At 29.0% G+C, this 16,856-nt stretch carries 12 protein-coding genes and 1 pseudogene; 3 read left to right on the forward strand and 10 right to left on the reverse strand.

Annotated elements, in window-relative coordinates; genetic code table 11:
• The first annotated feature begins 86 nt into the window (after positions 1 to 86).
• A complete protein-coding gene (locus MOV50_RS02440; RefSeq protein WP_321778843.1) occupies positions 87 to 2,591 on the forward strand; it encodes a hypothetical protein in 2,505 nt (834 codons plus the stop codon).
• A complete protein-coding gene (locus tag MOV50_RS02445; RefSeq protein WP_321778844.1) occupies positions 2,575 to 2,853 on the forward strand; it encodes a heavy-metal-associated domain-containing protein in 279 nt (92 codons plus the stop codon). The genes MOV50_RS02440 and MOV50_RS02445 overlap by 17 nt, the downstream gene beginning before the upstream one ends.
• Here MOV50_RS02445 and truC read toward each other — a convergent pair.
• Together truC and MOV50_RS02455 are read right to left on the reverse strand one after the other, a co-directional pair.
• Positions 2,807 to 3,559, reverse strand: coding sequence for a tRNA pseudouridine(65) synthase TruC (gene truC, locus MOV50_RS02450; RefSeq protein WP_321778845.1), 753 nt, complete (start codon positions 3,557 to 3,559; stop codon positions 2,807 to 2,809). The genes MOV50_RS02445 and truC overlap by 47 nt on opposite strands.
• A complete protein-coding gene (locus MOV50_RS02455; RefSeq protein WP_321778846.1) occupies positions 3,552 to 4,844 on the reverse strand; it encodes a DEAD/DEAH box helicase in 1,293 nt (430 codons plus the stop codon). Before MOV50_RS02455 ends, truC begins: the two co-directional genes overlap by 8 nt.
• 78 nt (positions 4,845 to 4,922) lie before the next feature.
• On the opposite strand from MOV50_RS02455, the gene MOV50_RS02460 reads away from it, so the two are divergent.
• The gene (locus tag MOV50_RS02460; protein WP_321778847.1) at positions 4,923 to 5,417 is read left to right on the forward strand and encodes a DUF2062 domain-containing protein; all 495 of its coding nucleotides are present in this window, start codon (positions 4,923 to 4,925) and stop codon (positions 5,415 to 5,417) included.
• Here the strand turns inward: MOV50_RS02460 and lgt are convergent.
• The 8 genes and pseudogenes from lgt to MOV50_RS02515 all read right to left on the reverse strand — a co-directional run bounded on the left by lgt (position 5,414) and on the right by MOV50_RS02515 (position 16,856).
• Positions 5,414 to 6,244 carry a prolipoprotein diacylglyceryl transferase gene (gene lgt, locus MOV50_RS02465; protein ID WP_321778848.1) on the reverse strand — a complete coding sequence of 277 codons (831 nt, stop codon included), beginning with the start codon at positions 6,242 to 6,244 and terminating at the stop codon, positions 5,414 to 5,416. The two genes, MOV50_RS02460 and lgt, sit on opposite strands and share 4 nt — an antisense overlap.
• Before the next feature lie 33 nt (positions 6,245 to 6,277).
• Positions 6,278 to 7,114, reverse strand: a complete 837-nt coding sequence (gene rhuM, locus MOV50_RS02470) for a RhuM family protein (RefSeq protein ID WP_321778849.1) — start codon at positions 7,112 to 7,114, stop codon at positions 6,278 to 6,280.
• On the reverse strand, positions 7,107 to 7,856 hold the full coding sequence (locus MOV50_RS02475) for a hypothetical protein (protein WP_321778850.1): 750 nt from the start codon (positions 7,854 to 7,856) through the stop codon (positions 7,107 to 7,109). Before MOV50_RS02475 ends, rhuM begins: the two co-directional genes overlap by 8 nt.
• Complete coding sequence (locus MOV50_RS02480; RefSeq protein ID WP_321778851.1) at positions 7,850 to 8,917, reverse strand: ATP-binding protein; 1,068 nt, start codon at positions 8,915 to 8,917, stop codon at positions 7,850 to 7,852. The genes MOV50_RS02475 and MOV50_RS02480 overlap by 7 nt, the downstream gene beginning before the upstream one ends.
• Positions 8,910 to 12,402: pseudogene (locus tag MOV50_RS13480) on the reverse strand (N-6 DNA methylase). Before MOV50_RS13480 ends, MOV50_RS02480 begins: the two are co-directional and overlap by 8 nt.
• Before the next feature lie 26 nt (positions 12,403 to 12,428).
• Positions 12,429 to 13,709 carry a (Fe-S)-binding protein gene (locus MOV50_RS02505; protein WP_321778855.1) on the reverse strand — a complete coding sequence of 427 codons (1,281 nt, stop codon included), beginning with the start codon at positions 13,707 to 13,709 and terminating at the stop codon, positions 12,429 to 12,431.
• A gap of 3 nt (positions 13,710 to 13,712) precedes the next feature.
• Entirely contained in the window at positions 13,713 to 15,080 is a 1,368-nt protein-coding gene (gene hemN, locus MOV50_RS02510) for an oxygen-independent coproporphyrinogen III oxidase (protein WP_321778856.1), read from the reverse strand.
• Between the two features lie 66 nt (positions 15,081 to 15,146).
• Entirely contained in the window at positions 15,147 to 16,856 is a 1,710-nt protein-coding gene (locus MOV50_RS02515) for an ABC transporter ATP-binding protein (RefSeq protein WP_321778857.1), read from the reverse strand.

The raw sequence follows: 16,856 nt of genomic DNA on the forward strand, positions 1-16,856 counted from the left end.
TAATTTTTTGCGATTATACATAAAGTGTATTAATTAAACATTGACAAAGTTCAATATTGTAAAATGTGTTAAAAAAAAGGATAGTATTGTTTAAAGTCATATTTTCTGCTCTAATTATAACAATCGCTATCTTTATAAAAGAAATTACTATTTTTTCCATCGAACAATATACTTCTTCTTTACTCAAAAAAGATGTTAAGGTCACATCATTTGAGCTTACTTCTTTAATAATTCAAGCTTATATAGAAAAAGAAAACAACAATGTAAAAGTTCAAATCATTAATCTTTTTCCATTAAAGGCTTTAGTTGATTACACAGGGGACATTAATGCTTTTAAAGTTTACCAACCACTTCAAGCAAAAATAAAAACACAGGCAAATATAACTTATGATGATGAACTGTACCTAGATGCCAATGTTTCTTTGATAAAACAACAGTTAAGTTTCACCACTAAACTATATCTAGATGCCAATAATTCTATTGACTTGAAAATTTACACTTCACATTTTGGAGGACATCTAAACTTACATTTAATCAATGAACGCTTAGAGTATATGGCTAAAGATTTGCATCTATCTAAACTTTTAAGATTTGCAAAACAAAAACCTTTAGCAAAAGGATATATAAACTTAAACGGTACATTAGATACTAAAACACTAGATGCCAGCTTCATTTTAGACTCTCCAAAGATTTTTACTCCAACACAAAATATAAAAAATATAAAACTTTTTGTATCAAAACTAACTTACAAAGATGAAAATTTAGATATAAACTATACTTTTAATTCAGAAATTTTAAATAAAAACATATCTTTTTACGGAGATGCGAATTATCATAAATACCTAATCTTTAATGCAACTAACAAAAACTTTTCTGGAACTAATACATTTAACTTAAAAAATGAAAAATTCACTTTTTCTCTTAAGCATCTAGACATCAAAGAATTACTTAAATTTTCTTCTAAAAAAACCTTAGCATCTGGAAAATTATCTATAGAAGGTAATGGAGATTTTAACAAGATTGATTTAGATATAAAAAGTGATGTACATATAGATGAACAAATCATAAATATAAAATCAAGTGCTACTTACAAAATAAAAACAAATTCCCTTAATAGCAAAATAAATATTACTATCCCTCTAAATAATGAGATATTAGAAGTAGATGCAAACCTAAAGTTTGATAAGCATCTAAGCATAGATGCCAATAGTTCAAGCTTTGACTCTTTAAGTATTTTAAAAATTGACAAAGAAAATTTTGATTTTTCAATACAAGATATAGACCTCATGAAATTATCAAATGCCCTAGAGTATAAAAATACAATCTTTGGGCATCTAGATTTTAAAGCCAAAGGAACTTTAAAAAACATAGACTTTAAAATAAAAAGCCATTACATAAAAAACAATATGTTACTTGGTAAAATAAACGACTCAATTTCTCTCAATATATCAGGAAACTACACACCAAAACTTTTAACTCTAAAAGATAACTTTACCCTACATTATAAAAAAGAAAAAATACCTATACAGATGATGGCATCTATACATCTAGATGCTCCATACAACTCAAAAGGCTCATTTTTATATGCAAATGATAAATTCGTAATAAACTCTTTTTCTTATGAAAATAAACATATTAAAGGTGATTTTTTTATTGATATCCAAGACCTATATAAATACAGAAGTTTAACATCCATAAAACTTTATAATGCTATGAAAATTAAAGGTAGTTATACCGATATGCTGAGGATAAGTACGAACTCTTTAGGAGGAGTTGCAAAGTTTACACTTAATGATAAACTCGTAAATATAGAGCTTAAAAATATTTCAGTTGATAAGGTTGCCCTTCTTTTAGATAAAAATAAACTCATTGAGCATGGTCATATAGATGCAACAACTTCTTACAATCTTTTAACAAAAACAGCCAAAAGCGATATATCGGTCAATAATATTCTCATAAAGGGCATAGATATAGATAAAACTCTTTCAACTCTTAACGATGCTTTAGGACTAAATGTTATTAGCATCTCTAAATCTTTAATATCAAATATAAGAAATACACATAAAAGTAAAACAGATATAAAACAATTACAGTTTAATATATCGCTAAAAGATGAAATAGTAAATCTTGATGATGTAGCCCTTAAAACAAACAAGTTTCGCATCGTTGCTCTTGGTGAATTAAAAGATAATGGAGATATAAATAAGCTAAATATCAGTATAGTTGATAAAAATGGCTGTGCTATCATAACCCAAGGCTTAAATGGAAATATTAAAAATCCTAAAACAGCAAAAACCACAACAACTATTGTTAACATAGCTCAATCAATCCCTAGTTCTATTTTAGGAACTGGTAGAAAAATTCTTGATTTTGGTACTAACACAATTGATGGAGTTGCTTCTTTTGGCGTACAAAAAGTTTTAAGAACTGAAAAAGAAATTTCTTTAACATCTGATGTTATCTCAAAAAGCTCATCTTTGATGAGTTTTACATCTAATGTTATTCTGCCTAAAGATTGCAAAGTTATTTATGATGGAGTGATTAAACATCCAAAAATAAAAGAAGGAGAAAGTTATGAAAAAAAGTTTTAAAGCACTAAATATAAAATGTGGTGGTTGTGCAAAAACAGTTAGTGACGCCTTAAAAAAAGACTTTGGTGAAGTTGAAGTTGATTTAGAACAAGAGCCAAGAGTTGTAAGCGTTGATATAAAAGATGAAGAACATGAGAAACTTTTTCGTAAAAAGATGCGTGGTTTAGGTTATCCTATGGATGATGAAGAACTTGGAACATTTACTGCGACAGGTCTTAAAGCAAAAAGTTTTGTTTCATGTGCCATTGGAAAAATGAGTTAAGCATAAAAGAAAAAATCTCATCTAACCCTGCTTCCAATTTTAAATGCTTTTTTGTATATGGATGCATAATCTCTAGCGAAGAAGCATGAAGCAAAAGTCTATGACAATTAAACTCTTTTCTTATTAACTTGTTATGCTCTCCTCTTCCATATTTTGTATCACCTAAAATATGATGAGATATATGCTTCATATGTCTTCTAATCTGATGTTTTCTACCTGTTTTTGGAAGTACCTTTACCAGTGAATATCTAACTTTATCATATCTTCCAACTGCAAAGTCAAGTTGTACAGATGCTAAGGTTTCATACTCCGTTATAGCTTCTTGAGCCTCTTTTTCTTTTTTTACATCTCTATCTGCAATCTTGTCAAGTTTTTCTTTTAGTGCATGCTCTACTAGACCTTTAGCATCTGTAAACCCACGAACAATACAAAGATATGTTTTTTTAATAGTATGGCTCATAAACTGCTCTGACATTAGTTTAGCAGTATGTTTATCAAGAGCAAAAAGAAGCACTCCTGAAGTTGGTTTATCTAAACGATGAATCGGATAAACCCATTGACCTAGTTGATCACGAAGTATCTTCATAGCAAAATAAATCTCATGTCTATCTATCATGGACTTATGAACTAAAAGTCCGCTTGGTTTATTAATGGCTACTAAATACTCATCTTTATAAAGTATCTCAAGATGATAATTTTCAAACAAATTCTAAAATCAATCTCTTTTTGTAGTTTTTCTTTTTTTCTTTGAAACAGGTTTTACAAAAGCTTTTTTTTGCAGGTTTTCTAACTCTCTTTGCTTCTGGCTTTTTATGTTCACTCTTTAGCTTTAGTTCATCTTGATCTTTTCTTCTTATGCTTGGATCAGGTTCAAAGCCTTCTACTACTTCTTGTGGAATCTTTTGACCTATAAGTCTTTCTATATCTCTAACATCATACTTTTCATATATATCTAAAAGTGTGATAGCCTCTCCATTTCGCCCTGCTCTTCCAGTTCTTCCAACACGATGTACATAGTCTTCAGGGATAGAAGGAAGCTCATAGTTTATAACATATGGAAGTTCTTCTATATCTAAACCTCTAGATGCTATGTCAGTAGCGACAAGGACTCTAACTTTACCTTCTTTAAATTGATTTAATGTTTTAAGTCTATGTGCTTGTGTTTTATCTCCATGAATAATTCCACACTTAAGTCCATCTTTTTGAAGTTCTAAAAATAACTCATCAGCACTTACTTTTGTTCTTGTAAAAACTAAAACTTGAGGAAAATTTCTTGAGCCTATTAAGTAAGCTAAAAGTTCAGCTTTTCTAGCAGTATCAACCATATATGCAACTTGATTTATTGTATCTACTGTTGTGTTTTTCTTTGCTGTTTCTATAAAGGCTGGTTTAGTAAGTATCTGTTTTGAGAGTTTTCTTACTTTATCGCTATAAGTTGCTGAAAAAAGTAAAGTTTGATGTCTTTTAGGAAGCATCAAGTGGATTTTTCTTATCTCTTTTGAAAATCCCATATCTAACATTCTATCTGCTTCATCTACTACAAATATTGAAATATCAGAGATTTTTAAACCATTTTCTATGTGTTCCATAAATCTACCAGGTGTTGCGATAACTATATCTACACCTTTTTTAAGTATGCGTTGTTGAGCTGTTATATCTTTTCCACCTACTAAAATCGTACTTTTAACGCTCATATGTTTAGAGAATTTTTGTATATCATCTTCTATCTGAATAGAAAGTTCACGAGTTGGAGATAAAATCACAACTTTAATAAGTCGGTTTTCATCATTACTTGTTTTACGAAGTTTTTGAAGTATGGGCAAGGCAAAAGCCGCCGTTTTTCCTGTTCCTGTTTGAGCCGTTGCAAAAATATCACTCTTTGCCATAACCAAAGGTATAGCTCTTTTTTGTATTAATGTTGGATGCTCATAACCCAACTCTTTTATAGCACTAAGTAAAGGCTTTATTAAACCCAATTTTTCAAATGACATGTATACTCTTTATTTTTAATTGTCGAATTTTAGCATATTATCGATATAATCACGACAATTAAAATATAATGGTAAATTATGGTCAGAAGAAATCTTAAAAAAATAAGTAAAAGTGAAAAACTAAAAAAGTTTATAAAAAAATATAAAGTTCCGCCTGAGTACCTCTCAACAAATCGTAAAATGGTTTCAAAAGCAGTTTTCATAGGTCTTTTTATAGCTTTCATACCGATGCCTATGCAGATGGTTTTAGTATTAGCCATGATGCCTTTTTTTAAGTTTAATGTTCCCATCGCTCTTGCTATGTGTTGGTTAAGTAACCCTTTTACAATGCCTCCAATGTACTATATCGAGTACCTTACAGGCTCCTATATTTTAGGGAGTGAACCACTTTGTGTTGAGATGACTTTAGAGTGGTTTAGCGAACATCTTGATGATATTTTTATAGACTTGTATTTTGGAACTTTGATTTATGCAATAGTTGGTTCATTCAGTGGTTATTGGCTAGTAAATCATTTTTGGAAAGGCTCGGTGCATAGAGATAAAAAACTTCATCGTCATCATAGAAAAACTTAATAACGATTAACTATATCTCTACTATTATGTTTATAATAAAACCAAGCTAAAATACCTACAAAACTCATACCTAGGCTCATAACTTGACCTTGAGTTATCATGTTGCAACAAACATATCCAATTTGCACATCAGGAGCACGATATATCTCTGCAATAGCTCTCAGAATTCCATAACTAATAGCATAGATTAAAATTAGTTCTCCACTAAATTTTTGATATTTTTTATAGATAAATACTACAAGAAAAACCCCAAAGCCTTCAAGAACAGCTTCATAAAGTTGAGATGGATGACGAAGAACACCATCAACTAATATACCCCAACTAACATCAGTTTCACGACCTATAAGTTCTTGATTTAAAAAGTTTCCAATTCTTCCAAAAACAAAAGCTAAAGGAATAGAAAGAGCAACTAAATCCATAATCTTTCCAAAAGCAATTTTATGTTTTATGGAATAAATATAAGTGCTAAGTAAAAAACCTATAACTGCACCATGGTAACTCATGCCACGGATACCTACAAATTCACCATTTTGAAATGGGTTAAAAATTTCCCAAGGATGAGTAATATAATACATTGTTTGAGTATCATAAAAAAGAATATAACCCAATCTCGCGCCTAAAATAACCCCAATCTCTACATATATAAAATAGTTATCTAAATCTTTACTTTTAAAATCAAGTTTATCTTTTTTAATAAATGCTTTACCTATAAAGAAAGCACTCACAAGGGCTAAGACATACATGATTCCATACCAATGTACAGGAAAAGAAAATATGTAAAAAGCTATTGGGTCAAAGGTATCGTATATATAATTCCAGTTATTCATTATTTGTTTTCCTATTTCTTATTTTCTTTTATACTACAGTGTTTTTATAATATTAATACTGTCAATATCAATCTTACTAAATGCAAAAACTTTATTGCCTAAGTCCTTCAAACTAGCCCCAATATGATAAACTTCATTGTCATCTATTATCATAAATCTATCATGGAAGTTTTTAGTAATCTTTACATGTAGATTATTGTATTGTTTATTGTATTTTTGTACATCTAGCTTTAACTGTTTTGATATTGATTGAGTATAGATGATTATATGTATATTCTGATTTTTAGACAATAATGTCAATACTGATTCATCAATGTAATTATCTATTAATACAACTGATTTTTTAGCATTTTTAATTATCTCAGATACAAATAGATAAGCATCAAATATTTCTCCTTGGAAAAATATCCCTTGCTTTATTTCTATTGTATTATTTTTAATATGTGATTTTAAAAGAGTCATATCATTCTCTAATGATTGTAACCTTTGTTGGGTTATCTTTTCTCTATTTATAGCATAACCATTTTGAATATAGTTTTTCAATACAGATGTAGCCCACTGTCTAAATTTTGTAGCAGTAATCGAGTTTACTCTATAGCCAATAGAGATAATCATATCAAGATTATAATGCTCTACTTCTCTTTGAACCTCTCTGTTTCCCTCTTTTTGAACTACTCTAATTCTTTGAGTAGTTGGATTTTTATCTAGTTCTTTTTGCTTATAGATATTTTTTATATGATAAGTTATATTATGAGATTCTACACTAAAAAGTTCCCCTAATTGCTTTTGTGTTAGCCACACTGTTTCTTTTTCTATGGATACATTTAATTCTAGTTCACCATCGTTGTATGTTATTAAGTCATTAGTCATTAGTATTGTTCTTTATTGTATCACCACTTAATATTTTCATAAATGTTTTATTTCTATTGTCAGCATCAAATGCAATAGATGTATAATCCAAAAAATTTATTATTATATTTGTAGCATGACTATATTTATAATAGATGGGATACTTACTATTAGTAGGAATTGTATTATATTCATCCAGTCTTAAATCTCGTTCAGTATCTGGATTAAAACTTAAAAAAGCATAAGCCCATATTCTAATTTTATTATTAAATTCTCTACTATGATTTATGTAATCTGCATAACTTCTCAATTGTCTTTGTGCTTCTGCTGGAGTTATTTTTTCATCTGGTCTTTTAAGTTCTATAATTACAATATCTGTAATTTCTTCTTTTTCATAAGTATTTGATACTATACTTAATATATCTGGTTTAAGTAAGTTTTCACTTAACTTTGGAAAAATCACTTTTAGCCTAGCTTCACTAAATACTTTATCATAACTCATAAATCTATCATCAAAAAGCCATAGGTTATTACTTTTATAATTGCCTTCTTCATCTTTAGTATATTGTTTCATAAAAAGGTTATGAATCTCTTTTTCAATTACTTTTTTATCTGTAAGTGCTTTTAACCTATCAATAGTCACTTGTCTATCAAAAATATACTCTGCTAATTCTGCTTGTGTTATTATTGACAACTTTTCTTGATAATCAGCATCCACATTATTTTTGCTATCTCTGATAAAAATTTTATCATCTTCTAACATTTTTTTAGCATTTCTTTTAATGTTTCATAGTCCTCATAATTATCATTATTTTGTAAATAATATGCTAAAAACGGAACATCATCTAAAGCTTTTTTACGGCTTTCTTTTGATAATTTATCTATATCTATATCATTATCTTTTGCAATTTGTTTAATTTGAGTTTTTAGTTCAGTCTGTATTTCTGTCCAAGATAAATTATGAAATATATCATCATTTCTTTGTTTGCGATATATTGAAAAATCATCTCTTGTTTCATTTACATTATTATCAAAATAATTAGAGGATAAAAGAAATAATATATTAACTTTTTTAAAAAACTTAAATTTTTTACTACTATCTAAATAACTATTTTTTATAACAACCCTACCACCAGCACAATAAAAACCATCATAATTCTTTATATTATCATCATTTATAATATAATCTAAAGTAAAATCATATGTGCCTATTTTAAATTTATTAGTTTCAAATTTTGGAATATCATCACTTTTAATATCAAACTGTTTTATTGAGTTTTCATATACATCTATTGTTATAGATAATTTTTTATCTTTTAATAATTTAAAATAAGCTAAAAAATGGTCATTCAATTCATCTTTATACTTATCATAATCAACTACAAATTTAACTTTTGGTTCTTTAAAATTTACGGTTGTAATATCTACTTTTTTTAAATTATCTTGAATATTAATATCTTGACTAATAATAAAATTAATTTTTTTATCTAGACTTTCAATATCAACTTTATCAAAAACTTTTAAATAGAAGAACCTACCTATCCCTTTACATCCAAATTCTTTTTTATGTTGCGTTTTGTATTCTTTAAATGATTTGGTATTTATATCATTAAATCCATCTCCATTATCTTCTACAACTATAGAATCAATATATTTTTTTGTATCATTTAAATCTAACGCACCTTGCATGAATTTTATTTTTATCTTTGTTGCATTTGCTTGTAAAGAGTTCGTTATAGCTTCATTTAAAACTTGTTGCCAAGAAATAGTTTTTAAATCATTCACAATACTTTCAATATTTGTATCTACTTTTCCACTACTCATAACTTTCTCCTATAAATTCCATAGCCAAATCTTCCCCATCTTCTATAGCAATCTCAACAGCTCTTTTTGCTACTTCTAAAAGTTGTTTTGATGCCTCTTTTAATTTAAAAGATTCTTTTATTTTTTCTTCTATTTTTGTTTGGATTGTATCATTAAGAATAGGTATTAAAACTTCTCCTATTTCAGATGGTTTCCAATGTTTGATTATAGAACCACCTGCATCTCTTTGGCTTTGCATTTGTACTACTAAACTATTTAATACAAGTGTTAAGTATTCAGGTAATACTTTATCATTTTTTTATAGTTAGATGAAGCATAGCACCAGAAGTTATGATATTTGTATCTTTTTTAATATTATAAGCTATTCCTACCGTTCCATCTTTTGATAATAAAATAGTATCTATTTTTGGTTGTAATTTTTTTAATATTTCTTTATCAAATAAATTCTCTGATAAGTGAATATCAGGTTCAGACAAGCCAAGTTTTGTAAGATTTGAAACTCTTATAAATGGTATACCAGTTGTTTGATAAGCTTCACTTCCTGGCTCTATAGATTTATTTATATTTACAATATTATCTAAACTATCATAATTGATTTTTTTGATACTTTCTACTATTTGGTTGTACTTAGGCTGATAATATTCACTATCAAGTCGCCCACTATCTCCGAAACTTTCACTAAATGTTTTTATAGCTATTTTTTCTTTTGATGGTTCAAAATCTAATAAATCAAGTTCTTTTAAAAGTAGTTCTTCTGATTGTTTATAAAGTTTTTTGCTTTCTTCTAGTTTTTGATGTGATGATATTACTAATTCTTCAATTTTTGTTTGAAATATATTAGAAAAAATAGGAACTTGTACCCTTCCTACTTCTTCACAATTTAAATTAACTTGTTCAGTCTGTCTCGATAAATAATAAAGATATTGTTTTCCATAGTATGAGTTTAAATAAATATTTATAAAATCAGGATTAATTTTATTTCTATCAACTCTAATAAGTGCAATATTTTGATTTATATTAGCAGGTAAAATATTTTCAGATATTTTTGTAGCACGACCTACTATTTTTTGAGTTGCACCTATAATGGTAACAATAATATCATCTTTTTTTAATTGTGTTCTTTTTATATCATCATGACCTAGTTGTGATAAATAATGATCAAAATGTGGTTTAATATAGTTGTCTCTTAAATTATTAGTTTTTATAAATTTAATTGTACCTCCATAAAAAGCTTCTTTACTCATTGATGGAGTATGTCCAGTTGATATATTCTGAGTTACTAAACTTGATAAATCCATTAATTTATGCTTTTCTAAAGTTTGTTTTATACTCAAATATATTAATCTATAATGCTCTGCATCTATTCTAAAAATATTTTTATTTATAGTTTCACTAAGTTTAAGTTCAATAGCTTCAAGCCCATCTAACAAAGCATTATATTTTACTTTATCAAATGGGCTATCTACTTTCCCGAAAAACTCAAATTCTCCTTTTTAGCAAACTCGTTAAAAGCTTCTGCTATTCCGTCTTGTGTAACACCATCATGATTAAATAAGTCATGCTTTACTATTAAGTGGTCATGGTCATCAAGTCTATTTGTACCATCTTCATTTTTAACATATATTTTTTCGCCACTATTATCTTTTGATGATTCTTGCATGGTTGCAAAGAAGATATTATAATCATCTTTTTTAGGGCAAAGTCTATCATCCCATTTTTGCACTATCAAAACACTTGTTTTAGTTCCTGTATGAGGTTTAAATACATTTCCATGAAGTCCAACAACGGCTAAAATTCTACATTTATCAGCAATAAAATTTCTTACAAATTTATCACTAGAGTTATTAAATCTTCCTTGTGGCAAAACAACAGCCATACGACCACCACTTTTAAGCATATCAAGATTTCTTTCTATAAAAAGTATATCTCTGGAAATTTTACTATGCCATCCTTTATGTATTGATTCTTCATTAATGGATGCTCCTGCTCGTTTTACCATTTTTTTACCTAAATCATATCGATGTATAATACGGCTTTCTTTTATATCCCCTGCAAAAGGTGGATTTGCCATTACTATGTCAAACTCAAACTCTTTGTTTTCATTTTTTATACTTCTTAACTTTTTAAGTCTTTTCCAACCCTCAAAATAAGTATCTTGCCAAGCTTCATCTTTTGTATTTTCGTCCCATCGCTCAAAGTCCAATGAGTTCATATTTAAAACATTTGTATGACCATCTCCAGCTATGATATTTAACATTCTAGCAACTCGTACAGTCTTTTTATCAAAATCAATACCAAATACTTTTTCTTTTACATACTCTAAAGCTATAGGATGTTTTGCTTCTGCGGTTAATAAATCAGATGATGGTATACCTAATCTTTTATATATCTTTTTCCATACTTCAAAAACGGTATGAATAGGAAAACCACAACTTCCAGATGCTGTATCCATCATATATTCATTTTCTTGTGGATTCATTATTTTTACACACATATCTATTACATATCTTGGAGTGAAGTATTGACCTTTTTCACCTTTTGCATTTTTATTTACCAAATACTCAAAGGCATCATCTATAACATCAAGATTTGAGTTAAATAATTTTATATCTTGAAGTGAACTAACACATACAGATAAATGTGATGGTGTAAGTTCTATAGTCTCATCATCTTTAAATATACCATTCCAATATTTTCTTGCTTGTAAAAATATATCCTCAATTTTCTCTTTTAATTCTCCATCACTTTCACCATAGTTCCTAAACTCAAGATTTTCAGTTAATCCTCTTGTATTTTGAAGCTCATCAAATAATTTTATAAATATAAGTTTAAATACCTCTTCAAAAACATCTACTCCTGCATTTGCTAAAACTTCATCTTCCATATCTAAAACGATACTTTTAAGACTTCTTTTTTGAGTTTTTAAAATATCTTTTTTGATTAAATCTTGTATAGTAAATTTTTCTTGTAAAACATCTCTTAATGATTTGTTTTGCTTTTGGAATATCAGGAATAGGTTCAAAATAATTAGGGTCTTTTCTATGATAATAAATAGTTTGTTCACCATTACTCCATATAGCAATAGTTGCACCCGTAGAGTTACAATAACTCTTTAACTGCTCTTTTCCATCTTTTAATTTTGGCTTTTTAACTTCTATGACGATATAAGGAACAGTAGGCTGTATCTTGTCCATGATAACTATATCAGCCCGTTTTACTTCTCTTCCAAAATGTACTGCATATTCTATTTTCATACGACTATAAGGATAATCATAATCTTTATGAAGTGATAATAAAAATAATTGTCGTACTAACTCTTCAGGCTTCACTTGAATATCTTTTTTTCTTACTAAACATTTTATAAAATTAACTTCTTTCCCTCTTAATTCTTTTTGGAAAATCAATGATTCTATCTCTTGGATTTGCTCTGTTGTAAACTGTGTTAGTTTATAGTTAGTATCTTTTAGTATTTCACTTATTTTCATAGTTTAACCTCTAATTTGTAAATGTGTTATTTCCTCAAAGCTTCAGCAATAAGCTCAATAGGGTTTTTAAATATGGTTGTTGATTCATTACCCATAGAGTCATTTATCTGCATACGACAAGCACTACACTCAGCACTTACGATATCTGCTTTTGTATTTTTTATCATAGCTGCTTTTGGAAGTCCAGCAGCTTTTGCAAAGTGATATTTCTCACTCTGCATAGTCACCCCACCAAATCCACAACAAGAATTTGGGTCACTCATCTCTACAATATTGTAATTTTTACTTATCAAGTTTCTTGGTTCTTCATGAATACCTTGCATCTTTTTTGCATGACAAGGATCATGGTATGTAACTATTTTAGTATCTTTTTTTCTTGTTGCTAAAAGTTCTTCTAGATGCGTATGATGTTGGAGCCATTCTGTAGCCATAAAAATTTTATCTTTAATCGCTGTTGCCCTAGCCTTCCACTCAGGTTGGTCATGAAAGTAGTGTTCGTAATCAATTTTAAGCATTGCAGAACAGGTTGCTTCTGGGACTATAATAGCCTCAACATCACTACTAAAACTCTCAAAATACTCTATATTAAACTTAGCGTTATAATCAACTGTATCAAAATCGCCCGTAAAATAAGCAGGAGCAGAACAACATTTTTGACTCTTTGCTAAAAAAGCATCTATTTCTAAATGTTTTAGTATCTCTAAAAGTCCTTCTCCAACATCTTTGTAATTGTAATTTCCTAAACAGCCTATAAAAATTGCTACTTTTCTTTTTCCACCATTATTTATATTTTCAGGGTGAGAATTTAAAAATGATGTTTTTGTAAGACTTGGAAGAAGTCTATCTGCTTTTAACATTGGAAATGAAAAACGAGAGTTCATAGAGTCTATGTCAGCTTTTATCTTAAATCCACAAGTTTGAAAAACCCAACCTAACTTAAAAGCTAAATCATTCATCCATCTATGACGAAGCAAGAGAAAAAAAGCTCTTTTATACCAAGCAATACCAAACTTTTTTGCTATGTCTGAACGGACTTGCTCTATTACCATATCTGTTGGAAGTGATTTTGGACAAACCTCAACACAAGCAGTACATAAAAAACAACTCTCAAAAATCTCTTTTACATTTTCATCTAAGTCTAGGTTTCCTCTTTGATACGCCCCTAAAAGGTCTAAAAAACCACGAGGAGAAGTTACCTCATCTGGATTTACTCTGTAAATAGTACAAACAGGAACACACTTTGCACATTTAATACAGTCATCAGTTATATCTATATAATTGAAAATTTCCTCTGTTGTTTTACTCAATATCTACACCGTTTTTGAAAATGTCTTAGAGTTTGCTGCATGTTTTTTCATATAAGCATCAAAAGGCATCGCAATATTTCTAATAAGCAAAGTTCCAGTTTCACTACACTCTATATGCTCTTCATCCATAGTTAAAAGTTCATCTTCGACAAATGGTTTAAGTGCTTCTATCGCATCTGCAAAATATGTTTTAAACTCTACATTAAATAACTTATCAAACCTTTTAATATCAAGTTTAAAGTTACTCATCAACTCCATAATTACAAATTGTCTTATTTGGTCATCTTCATTTAAAACAACTCCCCTTTCAAATGGTAACTTTCCAGCATCTATGGCTTTTTCATACTCTTTCATATCTTTGAAGTTTTGATTATATGAGTCAACACCTTCACCGATAGAAGTTAATCCAACCCCTATTAAGTCAGCTCCACCTTTTGTTGTATAACCTTGAAAATTTCTATGAAGTTCGCCTTTTTTTATAGCCTTAAAAAGTTCATCTTCTGGTTTAGCAAAGTGATCCATTCCAATCATTTTATAACCATGAGAAGTTAAAAAGTCTATTGTATATTGCATGATTTGTAATTTTTCATCTGGTAGAGGAAGAGTTGTTTCATCAATCTTTCTCATTGTTTTTTTCATCCAAGGAACATGAGCATAGTTAAAAACTGCAAATCTATCTGGGTCAAGTGTTAAAGCAAGAGATAAAGTTTCTTTAAAAGTTTCTAGTGTTTGATATGGAAGTCCATAAATAAGGTCAGTATTTACCGAGTGCATATTGTATTTTCTAGCTAAATCCATTGCATCTTTAGTTATCGCATAAGGCTGAACCCTATGAACTGCAACTTGAACTTTTTCATTAAAATCTTGAATACCAAAACTTACACGATTGAAACCTGCTTCACTCATCACACGCATCTGGTCTTCATCGATATGTCTAGGGTCTATTTCACAACTTATTTCTGCACCATCTACAAAATTTGGAAAGTATGATTTTATATTCTCTATAATTTCTTTTAATTGAGAAGCTGTAAAAAAAGTTGGAGTTCCACCACCAAAGTGCATCTGTATAACATTTCGTTTACAGTCTAGATGCTGTGAGAGTATTTCTAATTCTCTTTTTAAGTAGTCCATATAACGAAGCATTTTGTCTTCTTTTGAGGTAAAAACAACATTACAGCCACAAAAATAACAAGCATTTCTGCAAAAAGGCAAGTGGAAGTAAAGACTTAAAGGTCTAGAAGAATCTTGAGTTTGAAGTTTTGTTATATATTCATTATAACCATAAGCATCACTAAATTCTAGTGCAGTTGGGTAACTTGTATATCTTGGTCCAGGTTTTGAATATTTTGTAAATTTTGCAAAATCGAGCATATTGATAATCCATATTTTATTAATTACCGCGATTATCTCTAAATTTTGCTAATAAGTCTATTAATCCTACTCGTCAAACTTTCCAGCTAATCTTTGATAAATCTCTGAGTTTGCCAAAAGTTCATCATGAGTTCCAGATGCAACTATGCAACCTTGTTGAATAACTAAAATTTTATCAGCGTGTTTTATAGTGCTAAGTCTATGGGCAATAGTAATAGTGATTTTATCTTTTGTATATTCATCAAGAGCTTCTTGAATTCTTTTTTCACTCTCATTATCAAGCGCTGAAGTTGCTTCATCAAAAAGTAAAAGTGATGAATGTTTATATATGGCTCTTGCTATGGCAACTCTTTGACGCTGACCACCAGAAAGGTTAGCTCCAAACTCTTCCATTTGAGTATGGATGCCATTTTCTAAAGACTCAACAAAACCTGAGGCATCTGCTAATTTTAGAGCTTCACTTACTCTTAATTCATCTATATCTTGACCATAAGCAACATTTGCTGCAAGTGAATCTTGAAATATATATATTCTTTGAGTAACAAGTGAAATATGGTGTTTTAAAGAGTCTTGTGTATAGACTTTTATATCTTTAGAATTAACTAAAATATTTCCTGAATTTGGGTCATAAAATCGAAGTAGCATATTTATAAAAGTACTTTTCCCTCCACCACTATCTCCAACCAGAGCGATATTTTCACCCTGTTTTATATCTAAACTCACATCATTTAATGCATAAGTATCATCATATTTTAAAACAACATTATTAAATTTTATTTCTCTAATATCTTCTATTAAAAGTTCTTTTCCATCGACAATTTTATTTTTAGTATCAAGTACTTCAAAAACTCTCTCACTTGCTGCTACAGCATCTTGAATCTTCCTATAGATTGAACTTATTCTACGGATAGGTTGAAAAACAAGCCCTACAGCAGTTAAAAATGCTGTAAACTCTCCAACTGTCATACTTTCATTGTAAACTTCTTTACCACCAACAAAGATAACCATAGCAAGTCCTGAAGCACCTATTATTTCCATCATTGGAGAAACTATCTCACCAACATAAACGGACTTCATATTTATCTTAAAAAATTTCCAGTTTTCTATGCTAAAACGGTCCATTTCATAATTTTGAGTTGCATTTGCTTTGATAATTTCACTGTTATTAAAAACTTCTGTTAAACGAGTAACCACATCCGCGCTTTTCTCTTGAGAACGATGTGAATACTTTTTTAATTTTCTCGCTATTAAAATCAGTGGATAAATAACAACTGGGACAAGTATTAATGAATAAAAAGCAAGTAAAGGATTTAAATATATAACATATGCTAGAAGTGCAACTATCGTTATACTTTCACGAAAAAGTTCCGGAAGCATATTTGAGACAAAATATTCTATACGGCCAATATCATTTATTACCCTAGAAATAAGTTCACCACTTCTATTTTTATATAAAAAGCTCATATCTAAACTTATTATTTTAGAAAGTAAAATCTCTCTAAACCTTGACATTATATGCTGTCCAATATAATTCATATAAACTGATTGTATATAACGACCAATTGCTTTTACAAAATAAATACCAGTAAGTCCAATCGGGATAAGATAAAGCATCTCTTCTTTTCTATCTATAAACATATCATCCATCAGTGGCTTCATAATATGAGCAGTAGCAGTTGTTGCAGCAACCGTTAAGATAATTCCAAATAAAACTAAAAGATACTGTAATCTATACTCTTTTATATATGGCCAAAAACGCTTTAAAACTTTTTTCAA

Source organism: Sulfurimonas sp. (genome assembly GCF_029027585.1).
GTDB lineage: Bacteria > Campylobacterota > Campylobacteria > Campylobacterales > Sulfurimonadaceae > Sulfurimonas.

Excerpts from the sequence above, each read along its gene's own strand:
- MOV50_RS02475 (WP_321778850.1), bottom strand. The coding sequence starts at position 7,856 with ATGTTAGAAGATGATAAAATTTTTATCAGAGATAGCAAAAATAATGTG.
- lgt (WP_321778848.1), bottom strand. The coding sequence starts at position 6,244 with ATGAATAACTGGAATTATATATACGATACCTTTGACCCAATAGCTTTT.
- MOV50_RS02460 (WP_321778847.1), top strand. The coding sequence starts at position 4,923 with ATGGTCAGAAGAAATCTTAAAAAAATAAGTAAAAGTGAAAAACTAAAA.
- rhuM (WP_321778849.1), bottom strand. The coding sequence starts at position 7,114 with ATGACTAATGACTTAATAACATACAACGATGGTGAACTAGAATTAAAT.
- MOV50_RS02445 (WP_321778844.1), top strand. The coding sequence starts at position 2,575 with ATGAAAAAAAGTTTTAAAGCACTAAATATAAAATGTGGTGGTTGTGCA.
- hemN (WP_321778856.1), bottom strand. The coding sequence starts at position 15,080 with ATGCTCGATTTTGCAAAATTTACAAAATATTCAAAACCTGGACCAAGA.
- MOV50_RS02455 (WP_321778846.1), bottom strand. The coding sequence starts at position 4,844 with ATGTCATTTGAAAAATTGGGTTTAATAAAGCCTTTACTTAGTGCTATA.
- MOV50_RS02480 (WP_321778851.1), bottom strand. The coding sequence starts at position 8,917 with ATGAGTAGTGGAAAAGTAGATACAAATATTGAAAGTATTGTGAATGAT.